Source organism: Candidatus Methylopumilus planktonicus, assembly GCF_006364715.1.
GTDB lineage: Bacteria > Pseudomonadota > Gammaproteobacteria > Burkholderiales > Methylophilaceae > Methylopumilus > Methylopumilus planktonicus_A.
The window spans coordinates 349,708-369,329 of record NZ_CP040984.1; the positions used below are offsets into that span (position 1 = coordinate 349,708).

General features: G+C 36.0%; 21 protein-coding genes. 6 read left to right on the top strand and 15 right to left on the bottom strand.

Annotation, left to right across the window (positions count from 1 at the left end):
- Position 1: 1 nt before the first annotated feature.
- Genes lpxK through kdsB form a run of 3 tightly spaced genes read left to right on the top strand, consistent with a single transcriptional unit; the run spans position 2 to position 1,915 of the window.
- Complete coding sequence (gene lpxK, locus FIT63_RS01950; protein ID WP_189342319.1) at positions 2–994, top strand: tetraacyldisaccharide 4'-kinase; 993 nt, start codon at positions 2–4, stop codon at positions 992–994.
- Positions 987–1,169, top strand: a complete 183-nt coding sequence (locus tag FIT63_RS01955) for a Trm112 family protein (RefSeq protein WP_046487375.1) — start codon at positions 987–989, stop codon at positions 1,167–1,169. Before lpxK ends, FIT63_RS01955 begins: the two co-directional genes overlap by 8 nt.
- On the top strand, positions 1,166–1,915 hold the full coding sequence (kdsB, locus tag FIT63_RS01960) for a 3-deoxy-manno-octulosonate cytidylyltransferase (RefSeq protein ID WP_140006332.1): 750 nt from the start codon (positions 1,166–1,168) through the stop codon (positions 1,913–1,915). The genes FIT63_RS01955 and kdsB overlap by 4 nt, the downstream gene beginning before the upstream one ends.
- Here the strand turns inward: kdsB and FIT63_RS01965 are convergent.
- Genes FIT63_RS01965 through sucC form a run of 5 tightly spaced genes read right to left on the bottom strand, consistent with a single transcriptional unit; the run spans position 1,912 to position 6,849 of the window.
- On the bottom strand, positions 1,912–2,250 hold the full coding sequence (locus FIT63_RS01965; RefSeq protein WP_046487380.1) for a P-II family nitrogen regulator: 339 nt from the start codon (positions 2,248–2,250) through the stop codon (positions 1,912–1,914). The two genes, kdsB and FIT63_RS01965, sit on opposite strands and share 4 nt — an antisense overlap.
- Before the next feature lie 22 nt (positions 2,251–2,272).
- Positions 2,273–3,856 (bottom strand): NAD+ synthase, encoded by a 1,584-nt coding sequence (locus FIT63_RS01970; RefSeq protein WP_140006333.1) that lies wholly within the window; start codon positions 3,854–3,856, stop codon positions 2,273–2,275.
- Positions 3,857–3,860: 4 nt separating this feature from the next.
- Entirely contained in the window at positions 3,861–4,808 is a 948-nt protein-coding gene (locus tag FIT63_RS01975; RefSeq protein ID WP_140006334.1) for an ankyrin repeat domain-containing protein, read from the bottom strand.
- 3 nt (positions 4,809–4,811) lie between these two features.
- Entirely contained in the window at positions 4,812–5,684 is an 873-nt protein-coding gene (gene sucD, locus FIT63_RS01980; RefSeq protein ID WP_140006335.1) for a succinate--CoA ligase subunit alpha, read from the bottom strand.
- Position 5,685: 1 nt separating this feature from the next.
- Positions 5,686–6,849, bottom strand: a complete 1,164-nt coding sequence (sucC, locus tag FIT63_RS01985) for an ADP-forming succinate--CoA ligase subunit beta (RefSeq protein ID WP_140006336.1) — start codon at positions 6,847–6,849, stop codon at positions 5,686–5,688.
- Between the two features lie 124 nt (positions 6,850–6,973).
- On the opposite strand from sucC, the gene serB reads away from it, so the two are divergent.
- A complete protein-coding gene (serB, locus tag FIT63_RS01990) occupies positions 6,974–7,819 on the top strand; it encodes a phosphoserine phosphatase SerB (RefSeq protein ID WP_189342321.1) in 846 nt (281 codons plus the stop codon).
- Here the strand turns inward: serB and FIT63_RS01995 are convergent.
- From FIT63_RS01995 to FIT63_RS02040, 10 genes are all read right to left on the bottom strand, one after another.
- On the bottom strand, positions 7,816–8,595 hold the full coding sequence (locus tag FIT63_RS01995) for a ferritin-like domain-containing protein (RefSeq protein ID WP_140006338.1): 780 nt from the start codon (positions 8,593–8,595) through the stop codon (positions 7,816–7,818). The genes serB and FIT63_RS01995 overlap by 4 nt on opposite strands.
- Before the next feature lie 11 nt (positions 8,596–8,606).
- Positions 8,607–9,440, bottom strand: a complete 834-nt coding sequence (locus FIT63_RS02000; RefSeq protein WP_140006339.1) for an SMP-30/gluconolactonase/LRE family protein — start codon at positions 9,438–9,440, stop codon at positions 8,607–8,609.
- A gap of 24 nt (positions 9,441–9,464) precedes the next feature.
- Entirely contained in the window at positions 9,465–9,953 is a 489-nt protein-coding gene (locus FIT63_RS02005; protein ID WP_046487399.1) for an ankyrin repeat domain-containing protein, read from the bottom strand.
- Between the two features lie 18 nt (positions 9,954–9,971).
- Positions 9,972–13,859 carry a phosphoribosylformylglycinamidine synthase gene (gene purL / locus FIT63_RS02010; RefSeq protein WP_140006340.1) on the bottom strand — a complete coding sequence of 1,296 codons (3,888 nt, stop codon included), beginning with the start codon at positions 13,857–13,859 and terminating at the stop codon, positions 9,972–9,974.
- 85 nt (positions 13,860–13,944) lie between these two features.
- Complete coding sequence (gene feoB, locus FIT63_RS02015) at positions 13,945–15,735, bottom strand: ferrous iron transport protein B (RefSeq protein ID WP_140006341.1); 1,791 nt, start codon at positions 15,733–15,735, stop codon at positions 13,945–13,947.
- On the bottom strand, positions 15,732–15,965 hold the full coding sequence (locus tag FIT63_RS02020) for a FeoA family protein (RefSeq protein WP_046487409.1): 234 nt from the start codon (positions 15,963–15,965) through the stop codon (positions 15,732–15,734). Before FIT63_RS02020 ends, feoB begins: the two co-directional genes overlap by 4 nt.
- Before the next feature lie 87 nt (positions 15,966–16,052).
- Positions 16,053–16,847: a peptidylprolyl isomerase gene (locus FIT63_RS02025; RefSeq protein ID WP_140006342.1), complete on the bottom strand. Its 795-nt coding sequence runs from the start codon at positions 16,845–16,847 to the stop codon at positions 16,053–16,055.
- Between the two features lie 36 nt (positions 16,848–16,883).
- A complete protein-coding gene (locus FIT63_RS02030; RefSeq protein ID WP_046487412.1) occupies positions 16,884–17,132 on the bottom strand; it encodes a BolA family protein in 249 nt (82 codons plus the stop codon).
- Positions 17,133–17,138: 6 nt separating this feature from the next.
- The gene (locus FIT63_RS02035) at positions 17,139–17,438 is read right to left on the bottom strand and encodes a YciI family protein (RefSeq protein ID WP_140006343.1); all 300 of its coding nucleotides are present in this window, start codon (positions 17,436–17,438) and stop codon (positions 17,139–17,141) included.
- Position 17,439: 1 nt separating this feature from the next.
- Positions 17,440–17,967 carry a septation protein A gene (locus tag FIT63_RS02040; protein WP_140006344.1) on the bottom strand — a complete coding sequence of 176 codons (528 nt, stop codon included), beginning with the start codon at positions 17,965–17,967 and terminating at the stop codon, positions 17,440–17,442.
- Positions 17,968–18,054: 87 nt separating this feature from the next.
- On the opposite strand from FIT63_RS02040, the gene FIT63_RS02045 reads away from it, so the two are divergent.
- Together FIT63_RS02045 and FIT63_RS02050 are read left to right on the top strand one after the other, a co-directional pair.
- Complete coding sequence (locus FIT63_RS02045; protein WP_046487420.1) at positions 18,055–18,900, top strand: 3',5'-nucleoside bisphosphate phosphatase; 846 nt, start codon at positions 18,055–18,057, stop codon at positions 18,898–18,900.
- 68 nt (positions 18,901–18,968) lie between these two features.
- Positions 18,969–19,610, top strand: coding sequence for a site-2 protease family protein (locus FIT63_RS02050; protein ID WP_140006345.1), 642 nt, complete (start codon positions 18,969–18,971; stop codon positions 19,608–19,610).
- Positions 19,611–19,622 lie beyond the last annotated feature (12 nt).

A 19,622-nucleotide genomic window follows, 5' to 3' on the forward strand; every position in this document is an offset into this window, starting at 1 on the left:
TTTGATAGCATACAAGGCTCTCTCTAAGCTTCATTACTCAAAAAGCTTAGCTTCTTTATTTCTTCTGCCGTTATCAGCAATTTATCTCCTAATATCTTTTGCTAGAAAATATCTTTATCGATTTAATCTTTTAAAGTCTTTTAAGATACAGGTCCCTGTGATTGTTATTGGAAACATAACTTCAGGCGGTACCGGTAAAACTCCTTTAGTGATTCATCTCGCAAATGAATTGAAGAAAAATGGATACCATCCTGGAATCATAAGCAGGGGATATGGCTCTAAAAGAAATGGTGTATGTGAGGTAAATCAAAAAAGTGATGTGGAAAATATTGGTGATGAACCAATTTTGATTCATAAACATACCCATCTACCAGTTTTTATTGCAAAAGACAGGGTATTGGCTGCAAAAGCACTTATTAAAAAATATAAAAAAATAGATGTTATTTTATCTGATGATGGAATGCAGCATTATCGTCTAAAGCGTGATATAGAAATTTTAGTCATAGATGGGACTAGAAGATTTGGGAATGGGTATCTTCTTCCAGCAGGGCCATTAAGGGAGTCTAAGCGAAAAGTAAAAGCTGTAGATGCTATCGTCTGTAATGAAAAAAAAGTGATAGATGGTAGCTATCTCATGAAATATAAGAGTTATTACCTAATTAATCTAAAAACCAAGAAAAAAATTCCATTAAATAAGGTGCGCTTAAACAACCTTCATGCACTAGCTGGCATTGGGAACCCAGATCGTTTTTTTAATTACCTAAAGGCATTAGGTTTGGTATTTGATAGCTCTCCTTATAAAGATCATTATCGTTTTACAAAAAAAGATTTTAAAACGATGAGTGATAAGAATATTATAATGACTGAGAAAGACGCTATTAAATGCGAAAAGTTTGCTAGGGATAATTTTTGGTATTTGCCAGTTGTTACTGAAATTGACTCAAAATTTACTGATCTTATTTTGAATAAAATGAAAAATATAGCCCATGGATAAAAATCTATTAAAAATTTTAGTTTGCCCAGTTACTAAGGGGCCATTAATCTATAAAAAAGAACAAAATGAGCTTATATCAAAGTCCGCTAAACTTGCTTATCCGATTAAAGATGGTATTCCAATTTTACTGGAGAGTGAGGCGAGAGCAATCAAGAGTGACGAAGATTATTCATGACATTTAAAATTATTATTCCAGCGAGATACCAGAGTAGCCGACTAGAGGGGAAGCCTCTTTTGAATATCGCTGGCATTCCCATGGTGATTCATGTTGTAAAGCAATCATTAAAAAGCAAGGCTAATGAGGCTGTGGTTGCAACTGACGATCAAAGGATTTTTGATGCTGTTGAAAAGTTTGGGTATAAAGCAATCATGACTAATATTAATCATAAATCTGGCACTGATCGATTAGCAGAGGTTGTTAATTTGATGCATTGGTCAGATAACGAGATTGTTGTTAATGTTCAGGGAGATGAGCCGCTTATTGATCCATTATTAATTAATCAAGTTGCAGAATATTTAGATTATCAAAAAGAAGTATTTGTTTCTACAGCGTGCCATTCTATCTTAGATTACAATGATTTTATAAATCCAAGTAATGTCAAAGTCGTACTTGATAGAAATTCACAAGCCTTATATTTTAGTCGAGCGCCTATTCCCTTTCCGAGAGATGAGTTTACTCAAAAGATAATTGGAAGAAAAGGATTCTATAAACATATTGGAATCTATGCTTATCGTGCTAAGTTTCTAAAAGACTTTAATAGAATAGGGGAAGCTGAATTGGAGGACATTGAAAAGTTGGAGCAGCTTAGAATTCTATATGCAGGTTACAAGATTGGTGTTGTTCAATCAAATGACACGCCCTCGGCTGGAGTTGATACCCCCGAAGATCTTGAAAGGGTAAGAAAGCTTTTTTCTAATTAAATAGCAGATTCACCCGTTTCACTAGTTCTAATCCTCACTACCTCTTCAATATTACTTACAAAAATTTTCCCATCACCAATTTTCCCGGTATGTGCTGCTGTAGATATTGCTTCAATGACTTTTTTAACCATTTTGTCTGAAACAATAATGTCTAATTTAATTTTGGGTAGAAAGTCAATTACATACTCTGCACCCCTATAGAGTTCAGTGTGGCCTTTTTGTCTTCCAAACCCTTTAACTTCCGTTGCTGTAATCCCATTTATACCAATTTCAGAAAGAGCCTCTCTTACTTCGTCTAATTTAAATGGTTTAATTACTGCCTCAATTTTTTTCATCTAATTTCCTTCTTCATATACATTAATGTTTAAAGGTTATGGGGTATCTTCTGTCTTTACCAAACGCCCTATGCGTAATTTTCGGCCCTATGGGACTTTGAGCTCTTTTAAATTCGTTATTATTGATTAACTTTACAACGCGATTCACATTTTTACTAGAAAAACCTTCTTTTACAATCGACGCTATATCTAGATCTTTTTCAATATAAAGCTCAATTATCTTATCAAGAATTTCATATTTAGGGAGGCTATTCTGATCAAGCTGGTCATACCTTAATTCAGCTGTAGGCGGTCTTTTAATGATTTCATTTGGAATGATGTTTGATATTGAATTTCTATAATGTGCTAATTTATAAACCCATGTTTTTGGGACGTCTTTAAGAAGTGCAAAACCTCCTACCATATCTCCATAAAGGGTTGTATAGCCTACAGCAGTTTCACTTTTATTACTTGTTGATATTACAAGCCCACTAAATTTATTAGACAAAGCCATTAATAAAACACCCCTGATGCGAGCCTGTAAATTTTCTTCAGTTGTATCAAAAGGCTTATTTTTAAATTCGCTTGATAATGTTTTTCTAAAAAGTTTAAAAATAGATTGAATATCTATTTCTTTGTAATTGACACCTGTATTTTTAATCATTTTGCGAGATTCAATAATGCTTATTTTTGCGGTAAATTCCGAAGGCATCATGACAGCAGTAATATCTCTTTTGTCAAATACGTCATTTGCTAGCGCTAGAACCAAAGCAGAATCTATACCACCAGATAGACCTATAAATATGCTTTTAAAGTTATTCTTAACTACATAATCTCTAAGTCCTAATTTAAGCGCCTCATATAAATGTGCTTCCTTGTTATAAAAAGTATTATTAATGTTTGCTTTTAAAAAAACATCAATAATCGCTGTTTCTTCTTTAAAAAATGATAACTGATGAGTAAGCTTCGCTTGTTTGTTAACAACAAAAGAGCCGCCATCAAATATGAGCTCATCTTGACCTCCAATTGCATTGAGGTAGATCACAGTAGATTTTGTTTCCTTAGCTAGCTTAGTAATGACTTTTACTCGAGCATCATATTTTTCTATTTCATAAGGGGACGCATTAACTACAATAATGACATCAACTAATTTTTTCTTAAGTAATTTGCTTGGGGAAAGACTCCAAGCATCTTCGCAAATAAGAAGACCAATCTTTAAACTCTTATGTTTAAAAATAAATTCTTTTTCACCCGGCTCAAAATATCTATTTTCATCAAATACACCATAATTTGGCAGAATTTTTTTAAAATAGGTACCTTGAATTTTTCCATTAAAAAGTAATGATGCTGCATTGTATATTTTGCCGCCTTTTTTTAATGGGTGCCCAACAATTACTTTTATAGAAGGTAAGGCTTGCGCAATCCTCGTCAGTGATTTTGAACATGCTTTAAGAAAATCTTCTCTTAAGACAAGATCTTCAGGTGGGTAGCCGCACAAAGAGAGTTCAGGAGTAATAAGTAATTCAGCCCCGTTTTCAGCAGCTTCTGTGGCTCGCTTAATAATAAGAATACTGTTGTTTTCAATATCACCAACAAACGAATTTATTTGTGCTAGAGCTATTTTCATAGTTTTAGTAACTGCCACCCGCATTTTTAATAAGGTCAACAATTTCTGTATTTTTAGCTTTGAGCGCATATACAAGAGCTGTTAAACCGTAGCGATCTTTTGCTTTTAAATTAACTTTTGATTCAATAAAAAGTTGAATCATTTCCTTAGATTTATTTGCTACAGCATAGTGAATTATAGGCGTGCCATCGGAGTCTTTTCGGTCAATATTAGCGCCATTTACTATAAGAAGTTTTGAAACTGCCAAATGATTTTTTTTCGTGGCCCAAGTGAGTGCTGTCCAATTAAAGTGATCTTCATAATCAATTTTTACACCACGCTTTATAAAAAGACTTACTGCATCTGCGTTACCCTCTCTTGAAGCATACATAAGAGGGCTGCATTTGTATTTGTCTACGATATTTGGATCAGCACCATGGTCAAGTAGTGTTTGAATTGTTTTTATATCACCGTTTTTAGAGGCATACATTAAAACAGTTTGACCAGCATCGTTAGTGTTATTAGGATCAATGCCGCGTTTGATTAATAGATCTACGATATTATGAAATCCTGATATCGCAGCTAGCCCATAAGCACTCCATCCGTCATTGTCTCTTATTTTTGGATCTGCTCCATTATCTAAAAGTAACTGAGCTGATCGTATATAATTTTTCTTTGCAGCAAACATTAATGCAGTCCAGCCGTTACTTTCAGTTGCATTCACTGATGCGCCTTTTTTAATTAAGAGTGCCACAATCTTATCCATATCTTTTCTTGCTGCATACATAAGAGCTGTGACGCCATCTCCATCTTTAGTGTTTGGATTTCCACCACTTTCCAAAATAGCGCTTACTGTCTCAAGGTCGCCTTTTGATGCTGCTGTTAAAAGGTAATTTACTGACTCTTCCGCATTCGCTATTAAGGCAAAAAAAGAAGTGATTAGAAAAAAGGTGAGAAGAGTTTTTTTATACAATTTTTATTTTTTTAATAATGCTTGCATAGTAAGCCCCATGTCCGCAGGAGACTTAGACATGCTCACACCGGCTTTTTCTAGCGCTTTAATTTTATCTATTGCAAGACCAGAACCTTGAGAAATGATAGCACCCGCATGACCCATTCTTTTTCCTTCAGGGGCTGTAATGCCAGCAATATAAGCTGCAATAGGTTTTTTTATGTGTTGTTTGATATATTCAGCAGCATGTTCTTCATCTGAACCACCAATTTCACCAACTAATATAATGCCCTGAGTATTTTTATCTTCTTCAAACATTTGTAAGCATTCAATAAAATTGAGTCCTTTGATGGGATCGCCACCAATGCCAACACATGTGCTTTGACCTAATCCAAGCATTGTTGTTTGTTGAACAGCTTCGTAAGTTAATGTGCCTGATTTTGAAATAATGCCAATGGATCCAGGCAAGTGAATGCTTCCAGGCATAATCCCAATCTTACATTCGCCTGGTGTTATAACGCCAGGACAATTAGGGCCAATTAGTTTAGATTGGTTTGCGCGAATAGCCGCCTTCACATTTATCATATCTTGTATTGGAATACCTTCTGTAATACATACAATAATTTCAATACCTTCTTCAGAGGCTTCGATAATTGAATCTGCAGCGAAAGCGGGAGGAACGTAGATGACTGATGCATTGGCTCCAGTTGTTTTAATAGCATCTCTCACTGTATTAAATACAGGTAAATTAAGATGTAATGTCCCACCTTTGCCAGGTGTAACCCCGCCGACTAATTTTGTACCATAGGTAATTGCTTGCTCTGAGTGAAAAGTACCTTGTTTGCCAGTAAAGCCTTGGCAAATAAGCCTGGTAGATTTATTAATGAGAATAGACATTTTATTTTTTGATGAGACTAGTTGCGATCGTTGCCGCTTCGGTAAGCGTGTTTGCGGCCTTAATATTTAAACCGCTTGTTTGTAAAAGTTTTTTACCTAAATCTACATTAGTGCCCTCTAATCTTACGACAATAGGAATTTTGATACCAACCTCTTTGATTGCAGCGATAATTCCTTCAGCAATAATATCGCATCGCATAATGCCACCAAAAATATTTACCAAGACAACCTGTACATTTTTATCATCAAGAATAATTTTAAAAGCTTTGGCAACTGTTTCAGAAGTAGCTCCACCACCCACATCTAAAAAGTTTGCAGGTTCGCCACCGTAGAGTTTGATAAGATCCATCGTAGCCATAGCAAGACCTGCGCCATTGACCATGCAACCAATATTGCCATTAAGTGCAATGTAATTAAGTCCAGCATCAAAAGCTTCGGCTTCTTTAGAGTCGTTTTGAGACCAATCACGGAGATCAGCTAATGTTCTTTGTTTGTAAAGAGCATTGTCATCGACATTTATTTTACAGTCGAGAGCAATAATTTTTTTATGAGAATTGATAACGAGCGGATTAATTTCTAATAAGGCTAAATTATTTTCAATAAAAGCTTTAAAAGTACTTCTAGCAAATCTAACGAAATCATTCGTCATTTCATTAGGCAAACCTAATGCAAAGGCAATGTTTCTAGATTGATAATCCATGAGGCCATTAATTGGACTACATGTTTCTCTGATAATTTTGTCAGGGTTATTTTTAGATATTTCCTCAATTTCCATACCGCCTGCAGAAGATGCAATAACGACGATCATTTCTGACTGTCTATCAACTAATATAGAAAAATATAATTCTTTTTCGATGTCACATGACTCTTCTATAAGAAGAGCATTAACAGGTTGGCCATCTGGTTTATTCTGATAAGTAACAAGTTTTTTATGGAGAAGGGAATTTACAGCCTCAACTGCTTCTTTTTTAGAAGTTACAATCTTAATGCCACCTGCTTTACCTCTGCCGCCCGCATGAATTTGGGCTTTAATAACATAAGAAGAAGATTCAAGTTGGGCTATCGATTGATCCACCTCCTCTAAAGACTTAATTGCAATGCCTTTTGGCACAGAAATGCCGTATTTTGCAATTAATTGTTTGGCCTGATATTCGTGGAGATTCATGTTAAAAAAGGAGCTAAATAAGCATTATTTTCTACGAATTTAGATAAACATGCCAGTTAAGAATTATATTTTAATAGCAATGTTAGAATTATTAATTTGTAGGCTTATATCACTTATAAACACCATGAAATTATTACTCCAGTCTTCATATAGTCTCCAAAGTCATTTAACAGAAATCTCTGAAATTTTAGGCCAAGTGACAGCTTCTCCTTATTCGCTTATCAATGATAATACTGCCATATATGAGATTGAATCTGACTTGCCAGTTGATTTAAAAAAACAGCTTCATCTTAAGCAAGTAGATTTTGCAGTTTTAGATAATTACAGAGCTTTAAGTGAATTTAGCCTATGCGTGATGGATATGGATTCAACACTCATCTCAATTGAATGTATTGATGAAATTGCAGATATGTGCGGCAAAAAACAAGATGTAGCTTTAATTACTAAAAGTGCCATGATGGGCGAAATTGATTTTTCACAAAGCCTAATCAAGCGCGTTTCTTTATTGGAAGGACTTGGAGAGGAGATGCTCTTCAAAGTGATAGAAGAAAGATTAAAGTTTAATGATGGCACTCAGGCATGGATTGAGGCTTGTCGCAAAAATAATGTGACAACAGTCCTTGTATCAGGCGGCTTTGATTATTTTGCAGATTATGTGAAGAATAAATTAGGGATTGATATTGCTATATCTAATCAACTTGAAATTAAAGACAAGAGACTGACTGGTAGATTATTAGGTCGAATTGTCAATGATGAAGTAAAAGCTCAAGCTGTAAGAGATTTTCAAGCAAAACTCAGCATCGACAAATCAAATACAATCGTGATTGGTGATGGGGCGAATGATTTAAAGATGTTAGCAGAAGCCCAATACAGTATTGCGTATCACGCCAAGCCTATTGTGCAAGAAAAAGCGCGATTTAAATTAAATCACTCAGACTTTAAAGGTGTATTAAATCTTTTTAAGGTTTAAATAAGCTCTTCTTTTAAGAAGCCTGCTCTGTAACGCGCTTCTTTATTTAATTTTTGGTAATTCAATTTAATATCATAAGACACCAGCAATTTTTTATACGTTTCATGTGGGTTTAGATTTTGAGATTCACATGCCCAACGATACCAAATATTTCCGATAGATACATGATGAATTTCTTCTTCATAAATAGTTTGTAGAATAGATGCAATGTCATCATCTTTTTGCTGCTTAAATTTTTCGATAATTGGGGGAGTCACATCTAGACCTCTTGCTTCCATTGTTTTTGGAATGAGTGCTAATCGATGAATTAAGTCGTGACTTGTTCGATCAGCCATTTCCCAAAGACTGTTGTGTGCGTTGAAGCTGCCATAGCTTAAACCAAATTTTTTAAGATAGTCATTAAGTAAGTTGAAGTGCGTATGTTCTTCGTAAGCAATTTGAAGCCAGTCACTATAGAATTGATCTGGAAGATCTTTAAAGCGCCAAATAATATCAAGCGCTAAATTAATCGCATTAAATTCAATATGAGCTAATGCATGAATGAATATTAATTTTCCATGCTCAGTAGAGGCAGATCTTTTTTCAACAAGTCTTGGAGGAACAATTTGAGGTTTTAAGGGTGCGCCTGGTAAATGGAAGCTATTTTGAATGTCAGCTTTTGAATCAATTGCCACTTGATAAGACTTAAAAGATTCGTATATATCTTTAACTCGATTTAATTTTTCATTTAAATCATTTATAGCAAGAGCCTTTAGGCAATTAGCTCTTAACTCCATAGCCAAATCAATTATTGAATTGGAACGAGGGTTACGGAACCAGCTGTCATGTCCGGAGTGATAATTGATTTTTTATCATAAGAAAGTGCTATGTCAGCAGCAGCTGTAAAACCTTCCTTATGTAATGTGACCTTGTTATGCTGTAATTTAAAAATCTTTCCGTTTTTCCAGTCACTAATAAAGAAACTATCCCCAGATTTAATTAAACCATCTCCGCCACCAAAGCCTTCAGCAACTTTCAAGATGGATTTTGTTTTCAAATTGATTTTATATAGAATGCCGCTTGCAAAATCTACTTCGTATAGATCATTTTTAACAACTAAAAGGCCATTCGGCGCTAAAATTTCAGGCGAATCTTCATTGAGGATTACAGTAACTTTTTTATCTTTGGCAATTTTAAAAATGGCGCCACCTGTTTTAAGGTTGCCGCTATCACTTACATATAAATTACCAGATTCATCTGAAGTAATATCATTAAAAAAGACAGGCGTTTGTGGAAATGCCATCGTACTTCCAAATACTGCCCATTTTCCATCGGGTTCAACCTTCAAAACTCTATTCTTATCTGTGACATATAGAGACTTACCAATAAAAGTTAAGCCTTTAGGATCGTCCATACCACTTGCAAATGTTGAAAGTTTGCCATCAATTGAAATACGCGTAATTTTTCCATCACTATCCTTATTAAATTCACCAATCTCAGAGACATAAATATTTCCCTTAGCATCTTGAACTGCTGACTCAGGACTTGTAAACCCTGAGATTACATTCAGTGAATCATGTGCTTTTGAAGGGACAGTAAAAAGGGTAAATAATAATATTAAAAATACACGCAAATTTTTCATAGTTTAATTAAGAGGCCTTAATGACTAAAGACACTTATCTTCGCAACCTTCTTCACTCACACCTAAAGAAAGAAGTAGGTCGACCATTTTTTGATCACCCTTTTCTTGTTTCACCACACGGATAATAGATACACCACCATTCATTTTTTTATTAAGATCAGCGCCCTTGGATGCAAGGTATTTAACGATCTCAGTTCTACCGTCAAAAGCAGCATGATGAAATGCATTCATTTTAGTAATTGGATGAGTGTAATTAAGATCAGCGCCATGCTCTGCTAAATATTTGAGCACTTGAAATTGACCTTTAGCAGCTGCCATAAGAAGGGGGCTCCATGCAAAGTAAGTTGCATTGATATCTACTTTTTTTACTTCAACATATTTTTTAACGATAGATAGTTTGCCTTCATTCACTGCGCCTGAAAATTCGATTCCTTCTGCATCTGTTAATGCAAAAAGTTGCATTGAAAAAGTGAGTAAAATTAGTGTAAGTGTTGTTTTTAGAAATTTATTCATATTAAGTGACTCTTTCATTTAGTTAAAAAATTGGTAAGCATTTGCAAACATTTTATACCATGGCGCTAATTCGTTCCACGTTTCAGGATGCCAAGAATTTTGTGTTACCTTAAAAACTCTCTCAGGATGAGGCATCATAATTGAAAACCGTCCATTGTCAGAAGTAAATCCAGTAATTCCTTCAGGAGACCCGTTTGGATTCATAGGGTAGGTAGAAGTTCCCTTTTGGTAGTTATCAACATAGCGAAGTGTTGCAAGTTGATGATTTAAAACATCATTCATTTGAGTCTGGTTTTGATATTCTGTATAGCCCTCACCGTGAGCCACCGCAATTGGAAGTATGGAGCCGTCCATCCCGGTAAAAAATACAGAATTAGACTTAAGAATTTCAACTGATACAAACCTTGCTTCAAATTGTTCAGATCTGTTTTTTACAAAGTGTGGCCATAATGTTGAGCCAGGAATAATTTCTTTAAGGTTACTCATCATTTGGCAGCCATTACAAATACCTAGTGCAATCGTGTCTGACCTTGAGAAAAAAGCAGCAAAAGCGTCACGTGTTTTTGAATTGAATAGAATTGATTTAGCCCAGCCTTCACCTGCACCTAATACATCGCCATATGAAAAACCGCCGCAAGCAACTAGCGCTGAAAAATCAGTTAAACTTTTTTGACCTTGAATAATGTCTGACATATGCACGTCATGCGCTTCAAATCCTGCAGTAGAGAAAGCTGCTGCCATTTCAACATGGCCATTTACACCTTGCTCTCTTAGGATGGCAATTTTAGGTTTCGTCTTTTTAATTGCAAAAGACTGGGGAATTTCAAAATCAAATTGTGGGTTAATACCTGGATCAAGATCATCTGAAATTTGTGAAAACTCTTCTAAGGCGCACTCTGGATTATCTCTCATAGATTGCATCTTGAAAGATGTTTCGCTCCAGGCGCTTTGTAAGTTTGATCTTGTCTCTTTGAGGACAGTTTCATTTTTATGTTTAATATGAATTGTTTGATTGGGACTGATAGACCCAATGAGGAAAGTGTGGTGGTTTAGCGCCTCGTGAATTTTTATGAGCGTGCTAGAAATATGCTCTTTTTGAACTTGAATGACAGCACCCAGCTCTTCGTTAAATAAAATTGCTTTAATATCATCACCGCAATGAGTCAAATCAATATCCAAACCGCAGCGACCTGCAAAGGCCATTTCAGTTAACGTTGCAAAAAGTCCGCCATCAGATCGATCATGATAAGCCTCAATCACATTTTCATTTTTAAGTGTTTGAATCACATCAAAGAATGCTTTAAGTGTTTTTGCATCATCAAGGTTTGGCGGGATATCGCCAACTTCATTGAAGACTAAGTTGAATGCTGAAGCACCCAATCTATTTTTGCCGGAACCTAAATCGATATAGATAAGACCGCTATCCTTAAGATTTCTATTGAGTGTTGGCGTTAATGTTTTTCTAGCATCAAAGACGGGTGCAAAAGCACTTAAGATAAGCGACAAAGGCGAGACCACCGTTTTTTCTTTTGCACCATCTAACCAAGCTGTTTTCATAGACATGGAATCTTTGCCTACAGGAATACTAATACCTAGGTCAGGACATAGACGCATACCGATTTCTTCAACTGCATCAAATAAGGCAGCGTCTTCACCTTCATGACCTGCAGACGCCATCCAATTAGCTGATAATTTAATATCTTCTAAATGATGAATAGAGGCTGCCGATAAATTGGTAATAGCTTCGCCTAATGCCATACGAACAGAAGCTTTAGCATTAATCATCGCAATAGGGGTTTTTTCGCCAATAGCAAAAGCCTCACCTAGTAAACTATCAAATGATGATAGGGTGACAGCAACATCAGCAACAGGTACTTGCCATGGACCTACAAGTTGATCTCTAGCAATTAATCCCGTTACTGAACGATCACCAATATGAATCAGGAACATTTTATTTGCTACAGCTGGGTATCTCAAAACGCGATAAGCTGCGTCTTTGATGTCAATATTTTCTGTGATAAATCTTTTAAGAGCTTTCTCTTTTCGCTGCACATTGCGCGTCATCTTAGGCGGCTTTCCTAAGAGGGTAGATAAGTCCATATGGACAACATCTTTTTTAAGAAGACTATCTTCAACGATGAGTTGTTTATCGTTTTTTGCAACACCTACAATCGCGAAAGGACATCTTTCTCTCTCGCAAAGTGATTTAAATAAATCAAGGTCTTTATCTATAATAGCTAATACATAGCGCTCTTGGGCTTCATTACACCAAAGCTCCCGGGGTGACATGCTTGGCTCTTCATTATTAATTGAACGTAATTGAAACGTTGCACCTACCCCACCATCATTGACCAATTCAGGGAATGCATTTGATAAACCGCCAGCACCTACATCATGAATGCTTAAGATGGGATTATCTTTGCCTAATTGCCAACATCGATCAATGACTTCTTGCGCTCTTCTTTGTAATTCAGGATTGCCACGTTGCACAGAATCAAAGTCTAAATTTTCTGCATTGAATCCAGTGCCCATACTTGAGGCGGCGCCACCACCCAACCCAATAAGCATTGCTGGGCCACCTAACTGAATGAGAAGTGCACCTGGCGGAATTGCATGTTTTTTTGTATGGATATCGTTAATACTTCCAATGCCACCTGCTAGCATAATGGGCTTATGAAAACCCTTTACTTCATCATTATGCTTAATTTCTAATGTTCTAAAGTAGCCTGTAATATTAGGCCTGCCGAATTCATTATTGTAAGAAGCGCCACCAATCGGACCATCAATCATAATTTGGAGCGCTGATGATATGCGAGAAGGCGCGCCATAAATCTCTTTTTCCCAGGGCTGAATAAAATCAGGGATGCGTAAATTAGAAACTGAAAATCCTGTAAGGCCGGCTTTAGGTTTTGAACCTCTTCCTGTAGCACCTTCATCTCGAATCTCACCACCTGCACCAGTTGCTGCGCCTGAGAATGGAGAGATTGCTGTCGGATGATTATGTGTTTCCACTTTCATAATAAAGTGAGTTAATTCTTTGTGATCTTCATAAACACCATTTTGATTTGGATAAAAACGATTAACCTTAGCGCCTTCTACAATAGAAGAGTTATCTGAGTAAGCTACAATCGTATTGCCTGGATGAAGCTGATGTGTATTTTTAATCATGCCAAAAAGTGATTTAGATTGTGTCTTGCCATCTATCACCCAATCGGCATTAAATATTTTATGACGACAGTGCTCAGAATTCGCTTGCGCGAACATCATGAGTTCAGCGTCTGTAGGGTTTCTTTTGATGGAAGTAAAATAATTAAATAAATAATCGATTTCGTCTTCAGATAACGCAAGCCCGAGATTTTTATTAAAATCATTTAAGATTTTTTTGCCGCCTTCAAGTATCTCTGCATACTGAATGGGTTTAGGAGGCAAATGAGAAAAGAGAGATTGAGCTTCATTAAGATCAAAAATAGAAATTTCTGTCATACGATCATGAAGTAATACAGAAAGCTGTTTCTTTTCATTATTCGACAATAAAGATTCATCTTTTAACTCAATATAATTAGCAATGGCTCTTTCGATTCGCTTAACGTCATGAAGTCCACAATGGTTTGCAATATCAGTTGCTCTGGAGGCCCATGGCGATATGGTGCCCGGACGTGGAATCGTGATTATGGAATTATGTTTAAAATTTAATGTATGAGCCTTCGGACCATAATGCAGAATTTTTTCTAGAATGGCTTTCTCTGTGCCTATAATTTTTTTCTCACACCATACAATATGAATGTATTCAGAATGAATATCTTTGATTTGACTATTAACTGTTTGAAGCTTTCCAAGAAGTTTTTCTTTTCTAAACTTTGAATAAGCTGGACCGCCAGCGATATGAATAATTTCTTGGCTTTGCATGTTTTGGGTAGTGTTTTAAGACGTTACTTTAAGCTTATAATTTTAACAGAAGCTATTTTTTTAAACCTTGTTAATTTTGACTAAATTAACTAGAAAAATAGAGCGAGGTTTGATAGAAAATAAAACTAAAAACCCAGGCCAGAAGAAGCGCCCAGAAAACTGAATAAATCACAAACGAAAGATTTTTAGATTCATTTTTAAGTGTAGCAATTGTTGAAAGGCAGGGCGTATAAATGAGGGTGAAAATCATAAAACTAATCGCCTGTATTTGGCTAACATTACTGTAAAGGTGATGGGCTAATGCGGAACCTTCTACACCATAAATCACAGCCAATGCGCCAATCACAATCTCTTTGGCAATAAAGCCAAAAATTAAAGCAATCACTAATTGTTCGTTGATGCCAATAGGGTCAAAAATAGGGGATAGCCACTTACCCAGTTGGCCAGAATAGGTAAGCTCACTGGCGATAGGCACATCCATTGGAAAGTGAGTTAACGCCCAAACAAGAAGTACGCCAATGATAATAAATTTGGTAGCGCGCGTTAAAAAATGTTTAATTTCAATCATGCTTCTTTTGACAATCTGATTCAAGGTAGGAAAGCGGTATGGGGGCAATTCAATAATAATAGGCTCTTTATTTTTAAACTGATGTTTGAAGATAAGGGCTGAAATAAAGATTGTAAAAAAGCTTAATAAATAAAGACAGAAAAGAACGAGTGGCCCATATGTAGCGCTAAAGAGAGCCGTGATAATAAATAAAAATACTTGAAGCCTAGCTGAGCAGAGTGAGAATGGAATGACAAACATCGTTAAAAGACGAAGTTCTTTTGTGCGCATAATTTTAGTGCCCATGAGAGCCGGGACATTGCAGCCAAAGCCCATGAGCATCATGACAAAACCTCTTCCATCTAAACCTATTTTTTCCATCAAGGTATCCATCAAAAATGCAGCCCTAGAAAAATAACCACTATCTTCCACGACACTCATAATAAGAAAGAAGAGAATAATGATCGGCACAAAAGCGGCCACTGTGGTCACGCCAAGATAGAGTCCGTCTAAGAGCAGGCTTTCGAAAATGCCATGATGATTTATGAATAGCGGTTCAAGATAATCCAACCTAAAGAAATTAAAGAATTGCGTCATTAAATCTTGAATGGGTTTACCAAGAGTAAAGATAAACTGAAAAATTGAAAATACAATAAAAAAGAAAATAGGTAAGCCCCAATAAGGATCTAGAAAGAGCCCATCTAATTTTTTTGTATTTTTGTCGTTAAGTTTGGTAGGGTATTTAACGGTTAATTTAATTAAAGTCTGAATCGTTTTTTCATTCGATATTAGATCGGATGCGTTCAGTGGTTTAATTTTTTTAATCGGGGTAGAGACTTTTTGATTGATGACCTGGGTACATGCTTTTAAAAGCTCAACCATACCTTCGCCATATTTGGCACTTGTTTTAATAACGGGCGTTTTAAGTTTCTTTTCCAATAACACAGCATCAATAGCAATACCCATTTTCTTTGCTTCGTCATACATATTAAGTGCGAGCACGCAGGGTATATGAAGTTTTTGAAGTTGTAGCAGTAAAGAAAGCTGTCGTTCAATTTGAGTGCTACATAAAACTACAATGGCTAAATCAATCTTATTATTGTTGATAAAGCTTTGCACAATTTTTTCATCTTCAGATAGACCTTGAAGATCATAAATGCCAGGAAGATCAACCAATTCGGCCATATGGCCGCCTAAGAATGTTTTAACTGCATGAAGGTCAACAGTGATCCCAGGCCAATTACCGACACGAGCAGATGAGCCGCTTAAACGATTAAAAAGCGTCGACTTCCCAGTATTGGGCATGCCTAAGAAAGCGATACGTTTCATAGAGCAGCAGAAGTAATATTAATTAGTGATGCTTCATGCTCTCTAATCATGAGTTCGGTTGTATCAATCATGATATGAAAAGGGCCTTTAAATTGAGCTTTCCTTAGAACGGTTATTTTTTTTCCGCGCCGAAGCCCCATGGCATTAAGCCTTTGAATAAGTAAGCGATCCATATTGAGTTTATGGATGATGCCACTTTGGCCTTCTGCTAGCTCTAATAAGGTTGTCATAGATATCTAAATGATAATGATTCTTATTATTATATACAAAAAAGCCTGCATAGCGCAGGCTTTGTGAGGTTTCTGAGGATAACTTCTTTATTTACGGTTATCCACAATCTTCGCTTTTGCTTTGAGATCTAATACAAGCTTATCAAGTTGCTTTTGTTGAAGTGTTTTAGCTAAACCTTCTTTTACTTTATCGAATTCAGGAGCTTGAAGGGCTCTTGTATCTTCCAATTTGATCACATGCCAGCCAAATTGCGTTTGCACAGGCGCTGTTGTGAAGCTACCTTTTTTAAGTGAAGTGAGTGTATCAGCAAACGGTTTAACCATTGAATTAGCTGGGAACCAGCCTAAGTCACCACCTTTATCTTTTGAACCCGAGTCTTTTGATTTGTCCTTAGCGATTTTGCTAAAGTTGCCACCTTTATTCAGTTCAGCAATCACGTCTTTAGCTTCTTGTTCACTTGCCACAAGAATATGTTTTGCATTGAACTCTTGAGTGCCTAAGTCTTTCTTATATTGCTCATACGCATTTTTAATATCAGATTCTGAAATAGGATTTTTTTGAACATAACTTTGTAAGAATGTGTTGTATAACATTTCTTTACGCGCTAGCTCTTCTTTTAAAAGATAGTTTGCATCTTTACTTAAACCTGTTCTTTCAGCTTCTTGGTTAATGAGCTCCATGGCAATCATACGATTCACAATCATACTGTTAAGATTGTCATCCATTTTTTGACCGCGACTTGCAAGGTCTTTTACTACAAAATCGTATAGATTTTTTTTGATAGGCTTTCCATTCACTGAAATATTTAAATCAGCTGCTTGAGCTAAATTTCCAAGCTGGATAAGTAAAACAAAAACGAAGGTTTTGATAAAAGAAAACATAAAGCTCCTTGGTTATTAATATTGAAGAGTGATTCCTTAAGGCAAATCAGCTTTGATACTTAATGCATGAATTTTATGAGGAATTAAATCTTTAAGCGCTTCGTATACGAGGCGATGCCTCATTATCGTTGATTTTCCTAAAAAATGCGAACTAGTAATTTCCAAATCGAAATGACCGCCACCCGTATTACCTTTATGACCTTTATGAAGATCGCTTAAATCTTTAAGGTTTAGATGTGTCGGCTCTAAAAATGCTAGCCTTTCTTTAATGAGATCTTGAAGCATAAATATTTAAGGAAGTGTTTTTCTAAAAGGTTTTACTTCAATAGAAGCGTAAACACCTGAGGTATAAAAAGGATCTTCATGCGCCCAGAGGATCGCTTCATTAAGTGATATAAATTCAGCTACAATCAAACTGCCCGTGAAACCATCTAAGCCTGGGTCGATTGAATCAATGGCAGGGAAGGGTCCTGCGAGTAGAAGTTTACCTTGATCTTGCAGTACTTTAATGCGCGCTAAATGTGCCGGCCTATATGCCGTTCTTTTATCGAGGCTATGTTGATGGTCTTTGGCGATGATGGCGTAAAACATATTATTTACGATTTGCTCTTGATGCTAAAACACCGATAAAGACGGCATAGCACATGATAAGTCCTGTAATGCCAAATAATTTAAAATTAACCCACGTACTTTCTGAAAAATTAAAAGCGACATAAAGATTGAGCGCGCCTAGGACTCCAAAAAATAAAGCAGAAGTGATATTGATTTGGTGCCACGTTTTTTCAGTCAGTTGAATTTGTTTTCCCATAAGATTTTTAACAAGATTATTTTTTTTGAAAAATTGAAAAAATAAAAGTGCGCCTGATAATAGCCAATACAAAATACTAGGTTTCCATTTAATAAAATTTGCATCATGAAGCCATAAAGTAGTGCCACCTAATACACTGATCAATACCGCATTAAATATAAGTAACTTATCCACTCTCTTATGAACGAGCTTGCTATAAATCACTTGGAAGAATGTGGCGCCAATGACGACCAGTGTCGCGGTATAAATGTCTGAAAATTTATATGCAATAAAAAAAAGGATGACAGGAAATAGATCGAATAGAAATTTCATTTGTAAAATTATCCCAAGGCTTCGTTAATTATCTTTGCTAAAGACTATCTGATACTATGGTAGTTCATATTGAAATACTGAATATTCATGATTGATCTTCACTCACATTCTACTATATCTGATGGTTTATTAACCCCAAGCGGTCTTGTTAAGCATGCCCACTCTAAAGGCATTAAAGTACTTTCTTTAACTGACCATGACGATGTTGAAGGTTTGACGGAGGCCGCATCAGAAGCAAAATTATTAGGCATGCATTTAGTTCACGGTGTTGAAATTTCAGTGACATGGAAAAGAGATACGATTCATATCGTAGGATTGAATGTGGACTCTCAAAATAAAACACTACTACAAGGACTTGCTTCTATTAGACAAGGGCGTTTTGAGAGAGCGAAACAAATGGCACATTCACTCGATCAGGTGGGAATTAAAGGGAGCTTAGAGGGGGCATTAAAATATGCAAAATCAGGCATTTTAGGTCGTACCCATTTTGCAAGATTTTTAGTAGAAACAGGGCATGCCAAAGATGTCAAAACCGTATTCAAAAATTATCTCGTGAAAGGTAAGCCAGGTTTTATTGAGCACACTTGGACGAGCTTAGAAAATGCGCTTTCATGGATTCATACAAGTGGGGGTATTGCAGCTATCGCCCACCCTGCAAGATATGATTTAGGTAAAAATAATCTTTTAGCATTTTTAAATGAATTCAAAGAGTTGGGTGGTCAAGGCATTGAAGTTATTTCTGGAAGCCATACGACAGAGCAGTCTTTAAAAATTGCAAAAATTGCAGAAGAATTTGAATTCCTAGCATCCACAGGTTCTGACTATCATGGGCCAGGCATTTCTTACAGGGAGATGGGATCTTTACCAAAAATCCCTGAAACATGCATTCCGATATGGAAAAGTTGGAATGAAGTCAATGCCTTGCTGAACTAAATTTTTTCTTAAAAACACATATTTCTTGAATGAATATAAGAATATTCAAATAGAATGACATTCTATATATGGAAATAAATGAAATACAAAATTACGCCGCATCTGCCCTACCAATAATTTTTGCTATTACCGTTCATGAAGCAGCTCACGGCTATGTTGCAAAGTATTTTGGCGATTTAACTGCATACCATCAAAACAGAATCAGCCTTAATCCAGCAAGACATATTGACCCTGTAGGAACAATACTTTTACCAGCTGTGTTAGCTATTTTACATGCGCCTATTCTATTTGGTTGGGCTAAGCCTGTTCCGGTGAACCCTATGAATTTGCGCCGTCCCAAACAAGATATGCTTTGGGTTGCTGCTGCCGGTCCCTTTTCGAATTTAATTATGGCGATCTTTTGGACAATTTTATATGGACGCAGTGCTTATTTCCCAGAGCCTATGCCCTTATTTGTTCAACAAATGGGTGTTGCCGGGATTAGTATAAATTTATCTCTTATGGCATTAAATTTAATCCCACTTTTACCGCTTGATGGGGGAAGAATCACACACAGTCTTTTGCCTGATAAGCTTGCATATAAATATGCTCAAGTTGAAAAGTATGGATTTTTAATTTTAATTTTATTATTAGTTACACATGTTCTTGATTTGATAATTTATCCAATTATGCAATTTACACAAACTTTAATCGTATGGCTATTTGCTTAGGAGCTCAGGTAT